Raw genomic sequence first — 21,196 nt, 5'->3', positions numbered from 1 at the left:
GCCAACCGCTCACCGATCAACCGGCTGCGCAACGCCACCACCCGGGCGCCGTCCTGCAACGACAGGCCACCGGCCACCACCGCCGCCGCGATCTCACCTTGGGAATGCCCCACCACCGCATCCGCACGAACGCCCAACGACTCCCACACCGCCGCCAACGAGACCATCACCGCGAACGAGACCGGCTGGACCACATCCACCCGATCCAGCGACGGAGCACCCTCCACCTGCCGGATCACGTCCAGCAGCGACCAGTCCACGAACGGCTCCAACGCCGCCGCACACTCGGCCATCCGAGCCGCGAACACCGCCGACTCCTCCAACAGAGCCGCACCCATCCCCACCCACTGCGCCCCCTGACCCGGGAACACCCACACCGACTTCCCAACCACATCGGCCACCCCGGACACCACACCCGCCGTGGGCTCACCCGAAGCCACCGCACCCAACCCCGCCAGCAAACCCTCACGATCCCCGCCGACCACCACCGCACGGTGCTCGAACACCGACCGCGACACCACCAGCGACGACCCCACATCCACCGGGTCAAGCTCGTCGGCCGTCTCCACCAGCGCACCCAGACGGCTCGCCTGCTCGCGCAACGCCTCAGGGGTCCTCGCCGACACCACCCACGGCACCGCACCCGGCGCCTGGCCCTGGTCACGCGACTCCCGCTCAGAAACCTCCGGCCCCTGCTCCAAGATCACGTGCGCGTTCGTGCCGCTGATCCCGAACGACGACACACCCGCCCGACGCGGACGACCCGTCTGAGGCCACTCGACCTGCTCGGTCAGCAGCTCCACCGAGCCAGAGGCCCAGTCCACATGCGAGGACGGCGCGTCCACGTGCAACGTCCTGGGCAGCACCCCATGGCGCATCGCCATGACCATCTTGATCACACCGGCCACACCCGCGGCCGCCTGGGCGTGACCGAGGTTCGACTTGATCGATCCCAGCAGCAGCGGACGGTCCTCGTCCCGATCCTGACCGTAGGTCGCCAGCAGCGCCTGCGCCTCGATCGGGTCGCCCAGCGTGGTGCCGGTGCCGTGGCCCTCGACCGCGTCCACCTCGGACACCGAGAGCCCCGCCCCGGCCAGCGCCTGACGGATCACCCGCTGCTGGGAGGGACCGTTCGGCGCCGTCAACCCGTTCGACGCGCCGTCCTGGTTCACCGCCGAACCCCGCACCACCGCCAGCACCTGGTGGCCGTTGCGGCGGGCATCCGACAGCCGCTCCAGCACCAGCATGCCCACACCCTCGGACCAGTTGACCCCGTCGGCCGCATCCGAATACGACTTGCACCGGCCGTCACCGGCCAGCCCGCCCTGGGCACTGAAGTCGATGAACGGTCCCGGGTTGGCCATCACGGTCACACCGCCGGCCAGCGCCAGCGAGCAGTCACCGCTCCGCAGCGCCTGCGATGCCAGATGCAACGCCACCAGCGAGGAGGAGCACGCGGTGTCCACCGTCACCGCCGGGCCCTCCAGCCCGAAGGTGTAGGAAAGGCGACCGGTCGCCACGCTTCCGGCGGTGCCGGTGCCGACGAACCCCATCACCTCCGGCGGGAACGACACGCTGGTCGCGTAGTCGTGGTACATGACCCCGGCGAACACGCCGGTACGGCTGCCGCGCAGCGACGCCGGGTCGATCCCGGTCCGCTCGATCGCCTCCCACGACGTCTCCAGCAGCAACCGCTGCTGCGGGTCCATCGCCAGCGCCTCACGCGGCGAGATCCCGAAGAACCCGGGGTCGAACTCCCCGGCCTCGTGCAGGAAGCCGCCCTCACGCACGTAACTGGTGCCCCGGTTCTCCCGATCGGGGCTGTAGAACGCCGCCGGATCCCAGCCACGCGTGGTCGGGAACGGTGAGATCGCGTCCGCGCCCTCGGTGACCAGTCGCCACAGGTCCTCCGGAGAGGTGACTCCGCCCGGATAGCGGCACGCCATGCCCACGATCACGATGGGGTCGTCGGCCACCGGCCGGACCGCGCTGGGAGCCACCACGTCCGCGTGCTCGCCGAGCAACTCGGCCAGCAGGAACTCCGCCAGCACGGCCGGCGTCGGGTAGTCGAACACCAGCGTGGCCGGCAACCGCAACCCGGTCGTGCCGTTCAGCCGGTTGCGAAGGTCCACCGAGGTCAACGAGTCGAACCCCAGCTCGCGGAACTCCCGCCGCACCTCCACCGTCTCCGGCGAGACGTGCCCCAGCACCAGGGCCACCTCGGTACGTACCAGGTCCACCAGGACCTCGGCGCGTTCGGCCACCGTGAGCGGAGCCAGTCGCTGGAGCAGCGTGCTGGCCGCCTCCGACCTCCCCGCGGCGGACCGGCGCCTTCCCCGCACCAGCTTGCGCAGCAGCGGCGGAACCTCGCCCTGCGCGCGGAGCACCGGCAGATCCAGCCGGACCGGGGCCACGACCGGTTCGCCGGAACGGATCGCCGCCTCGAACAGGGCGACGCCCTGCTCCGGTGCGATCGGTGGCGTGCCGGCACGGGCCAGCCGCTCCATGTCGCCGTCGCTCAGGGTGCCGGTCATCCCACTGTCCTGAGCCCACGCACCCCAGACCAGTGACAACCCGGCCAGCCCGGCGGCCCCACGGTGCTGAGCCAGCGCGTCGAGGAACGAGTTCGCCGCGGCGTAGTTGCCCTGCCCGGGAGCTCCGATCACACCCGCCACCGACGAGAACATGACGAACTCGGCCAGATCCAGGCCCTGGGTGAGCTCGTGCAGATGCCAGGCGGCGTCCACCTTCGGCCGCAGCACCGCATCCAGCCGCTCCGGTGTCAGCGAGAGAATGGTCCCGTCGTCCAGCACACCGGCGGTGTGGATCACCGCGGTCAGCGGATGATCGGCATCGATCCCGGCCAGCAGGTCCTCGACCTGACCTCGGTCGGTCACATCGCAGGCGGCGACCGTGACCTCGACTCCGTGCGCGATCAGCTCGGCCTGCAGCTCCACCGCCCCCGGAGCCTCCAGACCCCGGCGGCTGACCAGCAAAAGGCGCCGTACCCCGTGCTCGGCCACCGCATGCCGCGCGAACAACGCGCCCAGACCGCCGGTGCCGCCGGTGATGAGCACCGTGCCCTGCGGGTCCCAGGCCCGGGGCATGGTGAGCACGAGCTTGCCGGTGTGCTTGGCCTGGCTCATGAACCGGAACGCCTCCCGGCTCCGGCGCACGTCCCAGGTCGTGACCGGCAACGGCCGCAGCTCACCCGCCGCGAACAGCTCCATCAACTCGGCCAGGATCTGCCGCAGCCGCTCGGGCCCGGCGTCCATCACGTCGAACCAGTGGTACTCCAGCCCCGGGAAGCTCTCCTGGTCGCGGATGTCGAGTTTGCCCAACTCGACGAACCGGCCCCCGGGGCGCAGCAGGCGCGCCGAGGCGTCAATGAACTCACCCGTCAACGAGTTGAGCACCACATCGATACCCCGCTCACCGCACACAGCGCGGAAACGCTCCTCGAACTCCACGCTCCGCGACGACGCGATGTGATCATCCGGAATGCCCATCGCCCGCAGCGCATCCCACTTCGCCGGACTCGCGGTCGCGAAGACCTCCACCCCGAGCCGCTGCGCCAGCTGGATCGCCGCCATCCCGGTCCCACCGGCGCCCGCGTGCACCAGCAGCGACTCACCCTCACGCAAACCGGCCAGATCCATCAGCCCGTAGTAGGTGGTGAGGAACGCCACCGGGATCGTCGCGGCCTGCTCGAACGAGAACCCGTCGGGAATCTTGACCAACCCGCCGGCACCGGCGACCACCACCGGGCCGAAACCACCCTCGACCAGGCCGACCACGCGGTCACCCACGCGCAGGTCCTCGACACCGGGACCGACCTCAAGGACCACTCCGGCGGCCTCGCTGCCCATCAGGCCGACCTTGTCCTGGAACCAGCCGAGTGCGTTCAGACCGTCCAGCAGGTCGCGGAAGTTCACCCCCGCCGCACGCACCGCCACCCGAACCTGCCCGCTCTGCAGCGGCTCGGCCGCCGCCGGAAACGGAAGCAACTCCAGCGCGTCCAGGCTGCCCTTGGCCCGGCTGCCCAACCGCCACGAACCCGCACCGGCCGGAGGCAACAGACCCGCACCCGAGGTCAGCGACACCAGCCTCGGCACCCGCACCCCGCCCGCTCGTACCGCCACCTGCGGCTCACCGGAGGCGAACACCATGGGCAGCATCCCGGGCAGAGCCGCCAGCGACTCCTGGTCTTCGTCGATGTCGACCAGCAGGAACCTGCCCGGGTTCTCCGACTGGGCACTGCGCACCAATCCGCACACCGCGGCGGCCGGCAGATCCGACACCACCTCACCGTCTTCGGCGGCGACCGCACCCCGGGTCACGAACACCAGCTGTGAATCGCGATACCGCTCGTCGGCGAGCCACTGGCGCAGCAGGTCGAGAACACGCGTGGTGAGGAGGTGCGTCGCGTCCACCACCGCGCCGGCCCGATCGGAGACCACTTCGGTCACCACGACCCCCGGTGCCCGGTCCGTGTCCCCGAAGGCCGACGAATCCGCGAGGTCGAGCGCGTCGAGGGCGGCCACCGTCACCCTGGGCGCGGGGTCGGCCACCGGTGCCACCCGCGCCGACGGCAGCGCCGTCCACTCCACCCTGAACAGGGGGTCCTGCTCGCTCCGGCGTCCGCCTTCGCCGGTGGTCGCCGCGATCGGGCGCAGTACGAGTGACCGCGCCGTCAGCACCGGTTCACCCGTGACATCGGTCACCGTCAACGAGACGGCGTCGCCCTCGGTCCTGGCCAGTCGTACCCGCAGTGCCGACGCCCCACCGGCGTGCAGGCACACCTCACCCCAGGAGAACGGCAGGCGGGTGCCTTCGGCATCGTCCAGTCCCGCGAAGGTCACCACGTGCAGTGCCGCGTCCAGCAGGGCCGGATGCACGCCGAACGAACCGGCGTCCGACTCAAGCAGGCTCGGCAGGCTCACCTCGGCGAAGATCTCGTCATCATGCCGCCAGGCCGCCCGCAGTCCCTGGAACAGCGGCCCATAGCTCAGTCCGCCCTCGGCGAGCTGCTCGTACAGCCCGTCCAGCTCGATCGCGGACGCGCCCCGGGGCGGCCAGACGTCGGTGTCGAGTCGCTCGGCGACCTGGCCGCCGGCGGCGAGGACACCGACCGCGTGCCGTACCCACGGCTCGTCGTCGTCGGCCGTGGCCGGCCGGGTGTAGATGCTCAGGTCGCGCCGGCCGGACTCCTCGGCGCCCACCCACACCTGCACCGCGACGGTGTCGGTCTCGCCCAGCACCAGCGGCGTCGCCAGGGTGAGCTCCTCCACCAGGTCGCAGCCGACCTGGTCACCGGCTCGGATGGCGAGCTCCAGGAACGCGGTGCCGGGGAAGAGCACCCTTCCGGCCACGACGTGATCGGCCAGCCACGCCTGCGACCGCAACGACAGCTGACCGGTCAGCAGTACGCCGTCCGAGGCGGCGAGCGCCACGGCGGCGCCCAGCAAAGGGTGCCCCGCCGCGGCCAGTCCCAGGTTTCTGGCGTCGCCCATCCGCCGTTCGCGGGGCCAGTACCACTCGTGCTGGAACGGGTAGGTGGGCAGGTCGACCCGGTGCCCGCCCGGCAGCACCGAGCGCCACTCCACCGGCACCCCGTGCACGTGCAGCTCGGCGAGCGCCGTCATCGCCGCCGTGTGCTCGTCGCGGTCCTTACGCAGTACCGGCACGAACACGGCGTCCGGCTCGCGCGCCTCCGCGTCGGTGGCGAGGGTGTCGGCGGCCATCGCGGTGAGCACCCCGTCGGGGCCCAGCTCCAGATACGCCCGCACCCCCTGGCCGTGCAGGGTGCGCACACCGTCGGCGAAACGGACCGCGCCACGGACCTGCTCCACCCAGTACTCCGGTGAGCACAGCTGCTCGTCGGTGGCGAGCTCCCCGGTCAGCGTCGAGACCACCGGGATTCGCGGCGGGTCGTAGGCGAGCGACCCCGCCACCGCCCGGAACTCCTCCAGCATCGGGTCCATCAACGGCGAGTGGAACGCGTGCGACACCCGCAGCCGCTTCGTCCGCACTCCCCGCTCCTCCAGGGCGGCGGCCACCTCCAGCACGGCCTCCTCGGTACCGGAGATCACCACCGACGCGGGGCCGTTCACCGCCGCGACCGACACCTCCTTCTCCCGCCCGGCCAGCAGCTCGACGACCACCTCTTCGGAGGCCCGAACCGACACCATCGCCCCACCGGCAGGAAGCGCCTGCATCAACCGCGCCCTCGCCGCCACCAACGCACACGCGTCCTGCAACGACAGCACACCGGCCACATGAGCCGCCGCGATCTCCCCGACCGAGTGCCCGGCCAGCACATCCGGCGCCACTCCCCAGGACTCCACCAGCCGGAACAACGCGGTCTCCACCGCGAACAGCGCCGGCTGCGCCCACCCGGTCCGATCCAGCGCCTCCGCCTCCACAGATCCCGGCTCGGCGAACAGCACCTCACGCAGCGACCCGTCCAGCAGCGGATCCAGCTCGGCGATCACCGCGTCCAACGCCGCCGCGAACACCGGGAACCGCGCATACAGCTCCCTGCCCATCCCGGCCCGCTGGCTGCCCTGACCGGTGAACAGCACCGCGAGTTCCGGCTGCGCCCCGGCCAGCCCGCGCACCACACCCGCACCCGGCAGATCCTCGGCCAGCGCACCCAGCCCGGCCAGCACACCCTCACGACCATCGGCCAGCACCACCGCCCGATGCTCGAACGCCGACCGCGTCGTCGCCAGCGAGAACGCCACATCGGCCAACCCGAGACCGGGCTCACCCTCCAGGAACGACGCGAGCTGCCCGGCCTGCGCCCGCAACGCTCCCGCCGTACGACCCGAAACCACCACCGGAACCACACCCGCGCCCGCCGGTGCCCGCTCATCCGCGCCAGGCTCGGCGTCAGGAGCTACCGGCCCCTGTTCGATGATGACGTGCGCGTTCGTGCCGCTGAAACCGAACGACGACACACCCGCCCGCCACGGCCGATCCACCTGGGGCCACGGCCTGCTCTCGGTCAGCAGCTCCACCGCACCCGAGGCCCAGTCCACGTGCGACGACGGCGCGTCCACGTGCAGCGTCCGAGGCAGCACCCCGTGCCGCATCGCGAGCACCATCTTCATCACACCCGCCACACCGGCGGCCGCCTGCGTGTGACCGATGTTCGACTTCACCGACCCCAGCAGCAGCGGCCGGTCCTCCGGCCGATCCTGGCCGTACGTCGCCAGCAGCGCCTGCGCCTCGATCGGGTCACCCAGCGTGGTGCCGGTACCGTGTGCCTCCACCACGTCCACGTTCGCGGGAGTGAGTCCGGCGCCGGCGAGCGCCTGGCGGATCACCCGCTGCTGGGACGGACCGTTCGGCGCCGTCAACCCGTTGGACGCGCCGTCCTGGTTGATCGCCGAACCCCGCACCACCGCCAGCACCTCGTGGCCGTTGCGCTGGGCGTCCGACAGCCGCTCCAGCACCAGCATGCCGATGCCCTCGGCCCAGCTCGTACCGTCCGCCGCGTCGGAGAACGCCTTGCACCGCCCGTCACCCGCCAGGCCGCCCTGCGCGCTGAAGTCGATGAACATTCCGGGCGTGGCCATCACGGTCACGCCTCCGGCCAGGGCCAGGTCGCACTCGCCCGAGCGCAGCGCCTGCGCGGCCAGGTGCAGCGCCACCAGCGACGACGAGCAGGCGGTGTCCACCGTCACCGCCGGACCCTCCAGGCCCAGCGTGTAGGCGATACGCCCGGTGGCGATGCTTCCCGCGGTGCCGGTGCTGACGAAGCCCCGCACGTCCAGCGGGAACTCGACGCTCGGACCGTAGTCGTGGTAGATCACACCGGCGAACACGCCCGTGTGGCTGCCGCGCAGCGAGATCGGGTCGATCCCGGCCCGCTCGAAAGCCTCCCAGGAGACCTCAAGAAGCAACCGCTGCTGCGGGTCCATCGCCAGCGCCTCACGCGGCGAGATCCCGAAGAACCCGGGATCGAACACCCCCGCGTCGTGCAGGAAGCCGCCCTCACGCACATAACTGGTCCCCCGGCTCTCCCGGTCCGGGTTGTACACCATCCCGAGGTCCCAGCCACGCGACGTCGGGAACTCCCCGATCCCGTCCCCACCCTCGGCCACAAGACGCCACAGGTCCTCAGGGGAGTTGACATCACCGGGGAAGCGGCACGCCATCGAGACAATCGCGATCGGATCGTGCCTGCCCGACTCGACCTCCTGGAGCCGCCGACGGGTCTCGCGCAGGTCGGCGGCGACCGACTTCAGGTAGTCAACGAGCTTCCGGTCCTGCGACATCGGCGCGTACCTCCGAAGTACTCCGAGGCGAGCCGGGATCACAGCTCTTTCAAGTGACCCAGTTCGCTTTCGATGATGCCGAGAAGGTCCTCGGCACTCGCTGATTCGAGCATGTCTGCGACAGCGATTTCACTAGTTCCTGCGCCGCTGCCGCTCACCTTGCCCAGCAGCTGCCGAAGCCGGGTCGCGATGCCGTTCCGAGTGATTTCGTCCATCGTGTCCTCGGAAAGGGCGGCCTCGAACCGGTCGAGGTCCTCCAGCAACGAGGGCTTCGCGACCTCGGTCTCTCCGGGCGCGATTTCCGCGAGGAGATGCTCGGCGAGCACGGTGGGAGTGGGGTAGTCGAAGACAAGGGTGGAGGGCAGCCGCAGCCCGGTGGCGGTGTTGAGCCGGTTGCGCAGCTCGATCGCGGTCAGCGAGTCGAAGCCCAGCTCGCGGAACTCGCGCCGTACCTCCACCGCCGTGGAGTCGGGGTGTCCGAGTACGGCGGCGGCCTGGGCGCGGACCAGGTCGATCAGCATGCGGATCCGCTTGGGGTGGGGCAGGTCGGCGAGTCGCCGGGACAGTGCCGCGCCCGCGCCGGCACCGCCGGTCTCCGAGAGCGCGGCGGCCGTACGGCGAGTGCCGCGCACCAGGCCGCGGAACAACGGCGGCACCTGCTCCTGCGGCAGTGTCGGCGGGTTCAGCCGCACCGGGATCACGAGTGGTGAGTCCGACCCGATCGCCGCGTCGAACAGCGCCAGCCCCTGATCGGTGGTGATCGGCGGCAGCCCGGCGGCGGTCATCCGCTGCACGTCGGCCTGCGACATACCCTCGGTGATCCCGGTCGTCTGCGCCCACAGTCCCCAGGCCAGCGAGAGCCCCGGCGATCCCTGCGCCCGGCGCCGCGCCATCAACGCGTCCAGCCAGGCGTTCGCCGCCGCGTAGTTACCCTGACCCGCGCCGCCCATCAGCCCGGCGAGCGAGGAGAACACCACGAACCCGGCCAGATCCATGCCCTCGGTGAGCTCGTGCAGATGCCACGCCGCGTCCACCTTCGGCCGCAGCACCGCATCCAGCCGCTCCGGCGTCAACGAGGCGATCGTGCCGTCGTCCAGCACACCCGCAGTGTGGATCACCGCCGTCAGCGGGTGCTCCTCCGGAACCCCGGCCAGCAGCGCCGCCACCTGATCGCGATCGGCCACGTCACAGGCGGCCACGGTCACCTGAGCGCCTCGCGCTGCCAGCTCACGCTCCAGGTCCCGCGCGCCGGCCGCCTCCGCGCCTCGGCGGCTGGCCAGCAGCAGGTGCCGTACGTCGTGCTCGGCCACCAGATGCCGGGCCAGCTCCGCGCCCAGACCGCCGGTGCCGCCGGTGATCAACACCGTGCCCTGCGCGTCCCAGCGCCGGGGCATCGTCAGCACGATCTTGCCGGTGTGCTTGGCCTGGCTCATGAACCGGAACGCCTCCCGGCCCCGGCGCACATCCCACGCCGTCACCGGCAACGGCCGCAACTCACCCGCCGCGAACAACTCCATCAACTCGGCGAGAATCCGCTCCAGCCGCTCAGAGCCGGCATCCATCACATCGAACCAGTGATACTCCAGCCCCGGGAAACTCTCCTGATCACGAATGTCGAGCTTGCCCATCTCCACGAACCGGCCACCCGGACGCAGCAGGCGCGCCGAGGCGTCGATGAACTCACCCGTCAACGAGTTGAGCACCACATCGACGCCCCGCTCACCACACACCGCGCGGAAACGCTCCTCGAACTCCACACTCCGCGACGAGGCGATGTGATCATCCGGGATGCCCATCGACCGCAGCACATCCCACTTCGCCGGACTCGCGGTCGCGAACACCTCCACCCCGAGCCGCTGCGCCAGCTGGATCGCCGCCATACCCACACCACCGGTACCCGCGTGCACCAAAAGCCGCTCCCCCGCCCGCAACCGGGCCAGATCCATCAGCCCGTAGAAGGTGGTGAGGAACACCACCGGGATCGTCGCGGCCCCCTCGAAGGAGATCCCATCGGGAATCTTCGCCAAGGTCTTCGCCTCGGCGACGACCAGTGGACCGAAGCCGCCCTCGGTGAGGCCGACCACGCGGTCACCCACGCGCAGGTCCTCCACCCCCTGGCCGACCTCAAGCACCACACCGGCGGCCTCGCCACCCATCAGGCCGACCTTGTCCTGGAACCAGCCCAGCGCGTTCAACCCGTCCAGCAGGTCACGGAAGTTCACCCCCGCCGCGTGCACGGCCATCCGAACCTGACCGGCCTCCAACGGCTCGGCCGCCTGCGGGAACGGCAGCAACTCCAACGCGTCCAGGCTGCCCTTGGCACGGCTGCCCAACCGCCACGCCGTACCGACCGGAGGCAACAGACCCGCACCCGAGGTCAGCGACGCCAACCTCGGCACCCGCACCCCACCCTCACGCACCGCCACCTGCGGCTCACCGGAAGCCAGCACCACGGCCAACGAGGCGGGAGGCACCTCCGTGTCGACGTCGACCAGCACGAACCGGCCCGGATTCTCCGACTGTGCGGAGCGCACCAACCCCCACACCCCCGCGGCCGCCAGATCGGCGACCGCCTCACCCTCACCCGCGGCCACCGCACCCCGCGTCACCACCACCAACCGCGAGTCGGCGAACCGCTCATCGGCCAGCCACCCTCGCAGCAGATCCAGCACCCCGGCCGTCACCGCGTGCGCCGACTCCACCACGCCGGTGTTCTCGGAGGAATCAACGGTGAACGTCACCACGTCCGGCACCGGATCCAGCGAAGCGAGGTCTCCGGTCGTCTCGGCAACGCTCACCCCGGTGGTCGATTCCGACGTCTCAGGCAGTGTGCTCCACTCCACCCGGAACAGCCCGTCCCGCTCCACGCCACGACCGCCGTCGACGGCGAGCTGGTCGGACGTGACCGGACGCAGCACCAGGGAGCGCGCCGACAGCACCGGTTCCCCGGCGGCGTCCGCGGCCGCCAGCGACACGGAATCGTCGCCCGTCCTGGCCAGCCGCACCCGCAGCATCGACGCGCCGGCCGCGCGCAGGCTCACCTCACCCCAGGAGAACGGCATCCGGCCGCCCTTGACCGGCTCCAGCCCGACGAACGGCACCGCGTGCAACGCCGCGTCCAGCAGCGCCGGATGCATCCCGAACGAACCGGCGTCACCGACCTGCTCGGGCAGCGCAACCTCGGCGAACACCTCTCCGTCCGCGCCGTGCCAGGCGGCACGGAGATTCCGGAAGACCGGGCCGTATGCGAACCCTCCGGCGGCCAGGTTCTCGTACAACTCGTCCAACTCGACGGCGGTCGCGCCCTGTGGAGGCCACACCCCCGCGTCGAACGGCGCGGCCTCGGAAACCCCGGTCGCGAGCGTGCCGGTGGCGTGCCGCACCCACGGCACATCGTCGGCCGCCTCGGCCGACCGGGCGTAGACGTTCACGCTCCGGTGGCCCGACTCCTGAGCCGCGCCCACCCACACCTGCACCGCGACAGCGTCGCTCTCACCCAGCACCAACGGCGCGACCAGGGTCAGCTCCTCCACCACGTCACACCCGACCTGGTCACCGGCACGCACCGCCAGCTCAAGGAAACCGGTACCCGGGAAGAGCACCGATCCGGACACGACGTGATCGGCCAGCCACGGGTGCGATCGCACCGACAACCGCCCGGTCAGCAGCACCCCGTCGGAGTCGGCGAGGCCCACGGCGGCGCCCAGCAGCGGGTGCCCGGCCGTCGCCAACCCTGCCGCGGCCACGTTGCCCACGCCGGCCCTCACCCTCCTGGGCCAGAACCGCTGGTGCTGGAAGGCGTACGTCGGCAGGTCGACCCGGCGAGCGCCGGGGAGGACGGCCTTCCAGTCGATCTCCACCCCGTGCACGTGCAGTTCGGCGAGCGCCGTCATGGACGTGACCTGCTCGTCGCGGTCCCTGCGCAGCATCGGCACGAGCACGGCGTCCGACTCGTGCGCCTCCGCGTCGGTGGCGAGGGTGTCGGCGGCCATCGCGGTGAGCACCCCGTCGGGGCCCAGCTCCAGGTAGGCCCGCACGCCCTGGCCGTGCAGGGTGCGCACGCCGTCGGCGAAGCGGACCGCGCCGCGGACCTGCTCCACCCAGTAGTCCGGTGAGCACAGCTGCTCGGCCGTGGCCGCCCGCCCGGTCAACGTGGACACGATCGGGATCTGCGGCGGGTCGTAGGTGAGCGACCCGGCCACCGCCCGGAAGTCCTCCAGCATCGGGTCCATCAGCGGCGAGTGGAACGCGTGCGACACCCGCAACCGCTTCGTCCGCACTCCCCGCTCCTCCAGGGCGGCGGCCACCTCCAGCACCGCCTCCTCGACCCCGGAGATCACCACCGAGGACGGGCCGTTCACCGCCGCGACCGACACCTCACCCTCACGCCCGGCCAGCAGTTCGGCCACCTGCTCCTCGGCGACCTGGACCGCCACCATCGCCCCACCCTCGGGCAGCGCCTGCATCAACCGCGCCCGACCCGCCACCAACGCACACGCGTCCGCCAGCGACAGCACACCGGCCACATGAGCCGCCGTGATCTCCCCGACCGAGTGCCCGGCCAGCACGTTCGGCCGCACCTCCCACGACTCCACCAGCCGGAACAGTGCCGTCTCCACCGCGAACAGGGCCGGCTGCGCCCACCCCGTCCGATCCAGCAACCCCGCCTCAGCCGACCCCGGCTCGGCGAACAGCACCTCACGCAACGACCCGTCCAGCAGCGGGTCCAGCTCGGCGATCACCGCGTCCAGCGCCTCGGCGAACACCGGGAACCGGTCGTACAGCTCCCTGCCCATCCCGGCCCGCTGGCTGCCCTGGCCGGTGAACAACACCGCCAGCTTCAGCTCGCCCGCTGCCACCCCGCGCACCACACCCGCACCCGGCAGGTCCTCGGCAACGGCCCGCAGCCCGGCCAGCGCGTCGGCCCGGTCCCCGGCGACCACCACCGCCCGGTGCTCGAACGCCGAGCGCGTCGTGGCCAGCGAGAACGCCACATCGCCGAGGCTCAGATCGGGCTCGCCGTCCACGTACGAGACCATGCGTCCGGCCTGCGCGCGCAACGCCTGATCGGTGCGGGCCGAGACCACCCACGGCACCACACCCGCGACCGGAGCCCTGTTCTCTCCTTCAGACACTTCCGGCGCTTCCGGTCCCTGCTCCAGGATCATGTGCGCGTTGGTGCCGCTGATCCCGAACGACGACACACCCGCCCGCCACGGGCGGTCCGTCTGCGGCCAGGGCGTGGTCTCGGTCAGCAGTTCCACCGACCCCAGGGACCAGTCCACATGCGAGGAGGGCTCGTCCACGTGCAGCGTCCGAGGCAGCACGCCGTGCCGCAGAGCCATCACCATCTTGATCACACCCGCGACACCGGCGGCGGCCTGCGTGTGACCGATGTTGGACTTCACCGACCCCAGCAGCAGCGGCCGGTCCTCCGGCCGGTCCTGGCCGTACGTCGCGAGCAGCGCCTGCGCCTCGATCGGGTCACCCAGCGTCGTGCCCGTACCGTGCCCTTCCACCGCGTCGACCTCGGCGGGCGACAACCCGGAGGCGGCGAGCGCCTGGCGGATCACCCGCTGCTGCGAGGGACCGTTCGGCGCGGTCAGGCCGTTGGACGCGCCGTCCTGGTTCACCGCCGACCCGCGCACGACCGCGAGCACCTGGTGACCGTTGCGGCGCGCGTCCGACAGCCGCTCCAGCACGACCATGCCCGCGCCCTCGGCCCAGCTCACCCCGTCGGCCGCGTCCGAATAGGACTTGCAGCGCCCGTCGCCGGCCAGCCCGCCCTGCGCGCTGAAGTCGATGAACGCACCCGGCGACGCCATCACCGTCACCCCACCGGCCACCGCGAGCGAGCACTCACCCGAGCGCAGCGCCTGCGTCGCCAGGTGGATCGCCACCAGGGAGGAGGAACAGGCGGTGTCCACGGTCACCGCCGGACCCTCCAGGCCCAGCGTGTAGGAGATCCGGCCGGACAGCACGCTGCCCGCGGTGCCGGTTCCCATGAAGCTCATCACGTCCGGGGGGAACTCCAGGCGCCCCGACCGGTAGTCGTGGTACATCATCCCGGCGAACACGCCGGTACGGCTGCCATGCAGCGAGACCGGGTCGATTCCGGCCCGCTCGATCGCCTCCCACGACACCTCAAGAAGCTGACGCTGCTGCGGGTCCATCGCGAGCGCCTCGCGCGGCGAGATCCCGAAGAACCCGGGATCGAACTCCCCGGCCTCGTGCAGGAACCCACCCTCACGCACGTAGCTGGTCCCGCGGTTCTCCCGATCCGGGTTGTACAGCCCGTCGAGGTCCCAGTCGCGGGTCGTCGGGAACCCGCTGATCCCGTCCCCGCCCTCGGCCACCAGCCGCCACAGATCCTCGGCGGAGTTCACCCCGCCCGGGAAGCGGCAGGCCATGCTCACGATCACGATCGGGTCGTCGTCCACCGGCGGCAGCACCGACGGCGCCGTCTCCTGAACCTCCGCCTGCGCGCCCATGAGCTCGTCGAGCAGGTGCCTGGCCAGCACGGTCGGCGTCGGATAGTCGAACACCAGCGTGGCCGACAGGCGCAGACCCGTCGCCGCGTTCAGCCGGTTACGCAGTTCGATCACGGTGAGGCTGTCGAAGCCCAGCTCGCGGAACTCACGCCGCACCTCCACCGTGTCCGGCGTGGTGTGCCCCAACACCAGCGCCACCTCGGTCCGCACCACGTCCAGCAGGACCTCGATGCGTTCCGCGGTCCCCAGCGAGGCCAGCCTCTGCGGCAGTTTGCTCCGCACCTGCGGGGCGGCGGCCGTCGAGCGGCGTGCGGCGGGAAGCAGCCCGCTCAGCATCGGCGGCAGCTCCGTGTGCGCCCGCAGCGCCGGCATGTTCAGGCGGACAGGGGCCACCGCCGGCGCACCGGACCCGATGGCCGCGTCGAACAGCGCCATGCCCTGCGGAGGTGAGATGGGCAGCAGGCCGCTCATGCCCCACCGCTGCACGTCCGCCTGTGACATCCGGCTCGTCATCCCGACGTCCTGCGACCACGGGCCCCAGGCGAGCGACACCGCCGGCAGTCCCGCGGCTCTCCGGTGCTGGACCAGCGCGTCCAGGAACGCGTTGCCCGCCGCGTAGTTGCCCTGCCCCGCCCCGCCGAACGTTCCCGCCACCGACGAGAACACCACGAACTCCACCAGGTCCATGTCGCGGGTGAGCTCGTGCAGGTGCCAGGCCGCGTCGACCTTCGGCCGCAGCACCCCGGCCAGCCGCTCCGGCGTGAGCGAGGCGATCGTGCCGTCGTCCAGCACACCCGCGGTGTGGATCACCGCCGTCAGCGGGTGCTCCTCCGGAACCCCGGCCAGCACCTCGGCCACCTGATCCCGGTCGGCCACGTCACACGCCGCGACGGTGACCTCGACCCCGTGCGCGATCAACTCCGCCTGCAACTCCACCGCGCCCGGAGCCTCCAGACCCCGGCGGCTGGCCAGCAGCAGGTGCCGTACGTCGTGCTCGGCCACCAGATGCCGGGCCAGCTCCGCGCCCAGACCACCCGTACCGCCGGTGATCAACACCGTGCCCTGCGCGTCCCAGCGCCGGGGCATCGTCAGCACGATCTTGCCGGTGTGCTTGGCCTGGCTCATGAACCGGAACGCCTCCCGGCCACGGCGCACATCCCACGCCGTCACCGGCAACGGCCGCAACTCACCCGCCGCGAACAACTCCATCAACTCGGCGAGAATCCGCTCCAGCCGCTCAGAGCCGGCATCCATCACATCGAACCAGTGATACTCCAACCCCGGGAAACTCTCCTGATCACGAATGTCCAGCTTGCCCATCTCCACGAACCGGCCACCCGGACGCAGCAGACGCGCCGAGGCGTCGATGAACTCACCCGTCAACGAGTTGAGCACCACATCGACGCCCCGCTCACCACACACCGCGCGGAAACGCTCCTCGAACTCCACACTCCGCGACGAGGCGATGTGATCATCCGGGATGCCCATCGACCGCAGCACGCCCCACTTCGCCGGACTCGCGGTCGCGAACACCTCCACCCCCAGCCGCTGCGCCAGCTGGATCGCCGCCATACCCACACCACCGGTACCCGCGTGCACGAGCAGCCGCTCGCCTTCTCGCAACCTGGCCAGATCCATCAGCCCGTAGAAGGCCGTGAGGAACGTCACCGGGATCGTCGCGGCCTGTTCGAAGGAGATCCCGTCGGGGATCTTCGCCCGGACCTGGGTGCTGGTGATCGCCATCGGACCGAAGCCGCCCTCGACCAGGCCGACCACCCGATCCCCCGGCCGCAGGTCCTCGACGCCGGGACCGACCTCGAGCACCACGCCCGCGGCCTCACCACCCATCAGGCCGACCCTGTCCTGGAACCAGCCCAGCGCGTTCAACCCGTCCAGCAGGTCACGGAAGTTCACCCCCGCCGCGTGCACGGCCATCCGAACCCGTCCGGCCTCCAGGGGCTCGGCCGCCTGCGGGAACGGAAGCAACTCCAACGCGTCCAGGCTGCCCTTGGCCCGGCTGCCCAGCCGCCACGCCTTCTCACCGGCCGGAGGCAACAGACCCGCACCCGAGGTCAGCGACGCCAACCTCGGCACCCGCACCCCACCCTCACGCACCGCCACCTGCTGCTCACCGGAAGCCAGTACGACGGGCAGCGCGGACAGGGCCGTCTCGTACTCCTCCACATCGGCCAGCAGGAAGCGGCCGGGGTTTTCCGCCTCGGCGCTGCGGACCAGTCCCCACACGGTGGCCGCGACCGGGTTCGACACGGTCTCGCTGTCATCGGTCGCGACCGCGCCCCGGGTGACGAACACCAGACGCGAGTCACCGAACCGCTCGTCGGCCAGCCACTGCTGAAGCAGGCCGAGAACCCGTGTGGTCAGCGCGTGCGCTGCCTCCACCACGTCCGTGGAGTCATCGGTGTCGATCTCGACGGTCACCAGGTCGGGCATCCTGCCGAACGGCAGTTCCAGCGAATCGAGGTCGCCGGTGAGCTCGGCCACCTCCAACCCGATCACGGCGTCCACCGGGGAGACCGTCATCGGCACGGTGACCCAGTCCAGCCGGAACAGCGAGTCCCGCTCCACCCCACGGTCGGGGGAGGCCGCGGCGACCTGGTCGGACGAGACCGGCCGCAGCACCAGGGAGCGCGCCGACAGCACCGGTGCGCCGACGGCGTCCACCGCCGTCAGCGACACGGAGTCGGCGCCGGTCACGGCCAGCCGCACGCGCAGCGCCGACGCGCCTTCGGCGCGAAGGCTCACGTCGCTCCAGGAGAACGGCAGCCTTCCGCCCTCGGCCGCCTCCAGCCCGGCGAACGGCACCGTGTGCAGCGCCGCGTCCAGCAGCGCCGGATGCAACCCGAACGAAGCCGCGTTCGACATCTCCTGCTCGGGCAGGGCGATCTCGGCGAAAACCTCGCCGTCCTGGCCGCGCCAGGCGGCTTTCAGTCCCTGGAACACCGGCCCGTAGGCGAGTCCGCCCTCGGCGAGCCGGCCGTACAACCCGTCCAGCCCGATCGCGGTCGCCCCCTCGGGGGGCCACACCGTGGCGTCGAACGCGGCAGCCTGGCCGTCGCCCTCGCCCCTGGTCGTCAGCGTGCCGGTGGCGTGCCGGATCCACGGCACGTGATCCTCGGCCTCGGCCGGGCGGGCATAGATGCCGAGCACACGCCTGCCCGACTCGTCCGGGGCACCCACCGACACCTGCACCGCGACCGCGTCGTCCTCACCCAGCACCAGCGGCGTCGCCAGCGTCAGCTCCTCCACCAGGTCGCAGCCGACCTGGTCACCCGCCCGCACCGCCAGCTCCAGGAAACCGGTACCGGGGAAGAACACCATCCCGGCCACGACGTGATCGGCCAGCCACGGGTGCGACTGCGACGACAACCGCCCGGTCAGCAGTACGCCGTCGGAGTCGGCGAGGCGAACGGCGGCGCCCAGCAGCGGATGCTCGGCCGCGGCCAGACCCAGGCCACGAGCGTCCCCGGCGCGCTTACCGGTCGGCCAGAACTGCTGACGCTGGAAGGCATAGGTGGGCAGCGCCACCCGGCGCCCGCCCGCGAGCACCGCCTGCCAGTCGAGCGGTACCCCGTGCACGTGCAGCTCGGCCAGCGCCGCCAGGATCGCCGACTGATCATCGCGGTTTCTCCGCAGCACCGATACGAGCAGAGGATTCGCATCCGCGTTCGTGCCCGTGGCGGGGTGGTGGGCGCCTGAGTCCTCTGCCACCTGGGAACGGGCGGTCTCGTCCGAATCGGCGAGCACCCTCAGGGTGTCGTCGGCCATCGCGGTGAGCACCCCGTCGGGGCCGAGTTCCAGGTAGGCGCGTACTCCCTGGTCGTGCAGGGTGCGGACGCCGTCGGAGAAGCGAACCGCGCCACGGACCTGCTCCACCCAGTAGTCGGGCGAGCACAGCTGCTCGTCGGTGGCGGATTCCCCGGTCAGGGTCGAGACCACCGGGATCCGCGGCGGGTCGTAGGTGAGCGACCCCGCCACCGCCCGGAACTCCTCCAGCATCGGATCCATCAGCGGGGAGTGGAACGCGTGCGACACCCGCAACCGCTTCGTCCTGATCCCCCGCTCCTCCAGAGTGGCGGCCACCTCCAGCACCGCCTCCTCACCCCCGGAGATCACCACCGAGGACGGGCCGTTCACCGCCGCGACCGACACCTCCTTCTCCCGCCCGGCCAGCAGCTCGGCGACCTGCTCCTCGGAAGCCGCCACCGCCACCATCGCCCCACCCTCGGGCAGCGCCTGCATCAACCGCGCCCGCGCCGCCACCAACGCACACGCGTCCTGCAACGACAGCACACCGGCCACATGAGCAGCGGCGATCTCCCCGATCGAGTGACCGGCCAGCACATCGGGCCGGATCCCCCACGAGGACACCAGCCGGAACAGCGCGGTCTCCACCGCGAACAGGGCCGGCTGCGCCCACCCGGTCCGATCCAGCGCCTCCGCCTCCACAGATCCCGGCTCGGCGAACACCACCTCACGCAACGACCCGTCCAGCAGCGGCTCGAACTCGGCGAAAATCTCGTCCAAGGCTTCGGCGAACACCGGGAACCGCTCGTACAACTCCCGGCCCATCCCGGCCCGCTGGCTACCCTGACCGGTGAACAACACCGCCAGCTTCAGCTCGCCCGCTGCCACCCCACGCACCACACCCGCACCCGGCAGGTCCCCGGCCAGCGCACCCAACCCGGCCAGCACGCCGTCACGGTCACCGACCAGCACCGCCCGATGATCGAACGCCGAGCGCGTCGTCGCCAGCGAGAACGCCACATCGACCAGACCGAGATCAGGCTCACCCTCCAGGAACGACGCCAACCGCCCGGCCTGCGCCCGCAACGCCCCCGCAGATCTTCCCGACACCAGCACCGGCACCACGTCCGGCTCGACCTCGCCTCGTGGAGCCTCCGGCTCCTCGGCTTCTGACTCGGGGAACTGCTCGATGATCACGTGCGCGTTGGTGCCACTGATCCCGAACGACGACACACCCGCCCGCCACGGCCGCTCCACCTGCGGCCACCGCGTCGGCTCGGTCAGCAACCTCACCGCACCGGCCGACCAGTCCACGTGCGAGGACGGTGCGTCCACGTGCAGCGTCCGAGGCAGCACCCCGTGCCGCATCGCGAGCACCATCTTCATCACACCCGCCACACCCGCAGCCGCCTGGGCGTGACCGATGTTCGACTTGATCGAACCCAGCAGCAGCGGCCGATCCTCCGGCCGATCCTGACCGTAGGTCGCGAGCAGCGCCTGCGCCTCGATCGGGTCACCCAGCGTGGTGCCGGTGCCGTGACCTTCCACCACGTCGACCTCGGAGGGCTTCAAACCCGCCCCGGCCAGGGCCTGGCGGATCACCCGCTGCTGAGAAGGACCGTTCGGCGCCGTCAGGCCGTTGGACGCTCCGTCCTGGTTCACCGCCGACCCGCGCACGACCGCGAGCACCTCGTGGCCGTTGCGGCGCGCGTCCGACAACCGCTCCAGCACGACCATGCCCGCGCCCTCGGCCCAGCTCACCCCGTCGGCCGCGTCAGAGAAAGACTTGCAGCGCCCGTCGCCGGCCAGCCCGCCCTGCGCGCTGAAGTCGATGAACGCACCCGGCGACGCCATCACCGTCACACCACCGGCCAGCGCCAGCGAGCACTCACCGCTGCGCAGCGCCTGCGCCGCCAGGTGAATCGTGACGAGAGACGATGAACACGCCGTGTCCACCGTCATCGCGGGACCTTCCAGGCCCAGCGTGTACGAGATCCGCCCCGACAGCACGCTCCCGGCGTTACCGATGCCGAAGAAGCTCATCGCCTCCGGCGGCAGCTCAACACTGGACGCGTAGTCGTGGTACATGACCCCGGCGAACACGCCGGTACGGCTGCCACGCAGCGAGAGCGGATCGATCCCGGCCCGCTCGACCGCCTCCCACGACGTCTCCAGCAACAACCGCTGCTGCGGGTCCATCGCCAGCGCCTCACGCGGCGAGATCCCGAAGAACCCCGGATCGAACTCCCCGGCCTCGTGCAGGAACCCACCCTCACGCACGTAACTGGTCCCCCGGCTCTCCCGATCGGGGCTGTAGAAAGCGGCCAGATCCCAGCCGCGCGTCGTCGGGAACGACGAGATCCCGTCCCCGCCTTCGTCGACCAGCCGCCACAGGTCCTCCGGAGACGTGATTCCGCCCGGATAGCGGCACGCCATCGACACGATGACGATGGGGTCGTCCGAGACCGATGCGAGCGTGGTCGGAATGATCACGTCGGCTCGCTCGCCGAGCAGCTCACCCAGCAGGAACTCCGCCAACACCACCGGAGTCGGATAATCAAACACCAACGTCGCCGGCAGCCTCAGCCCGGTCGCCGCGTTCAACCGATTACGCAACTCCACCGAGGTCAACGAGTCGAAACCCAACTCCCGAAA

Annotated in this window: 2 protein-coding genes; both read right to left on the bottom strand. The window is 71.2% G+C overall.

Annotated features, from left to right (window positions below):
- Positions 1-8,285 (bottom strand): SDR family NAD(P)-dependent oxidoreductase (locus AB0B96_RS40110; protein ID WP_362907473.1); only part of this gene is annotated, 8,285 nt, incomplete at its 3' end.
- A gap of 38 nt (positions 8,286-8,323) precedes the next feature.
- Positions 8,324-21,187 carry an SDR family NAD(P)-dependent oxidoreductase gene (locus AB0B96_RS40105; protein ID WP_362907471.1) on the bottom strand — a complete coding sequence of 4,288 codons (12,864 nt, stop codon included), beginning with the start codon at positions 21,185-21,187 and terminating at the stop codon, positions 8,324-8,326.
- Between the last annotated feature and the right edge of the window lie 9 nt (positions 21,188-21,196).

The sequence above is a fragment of the Streptosporangium sp. NPDC049046 genome (assembly GCF_040649155.1).
GTDB lineage: Bacteria > Actinomycetota > Actinomycetes > Streptosporangiales > Streptosporangiaceae > Streptosporangium.
The sequence above is the reverse complement of the archived record's forward strand: the minus strand, read 5'-3'. Positions and strand labels throughout refer to the sequence as shown.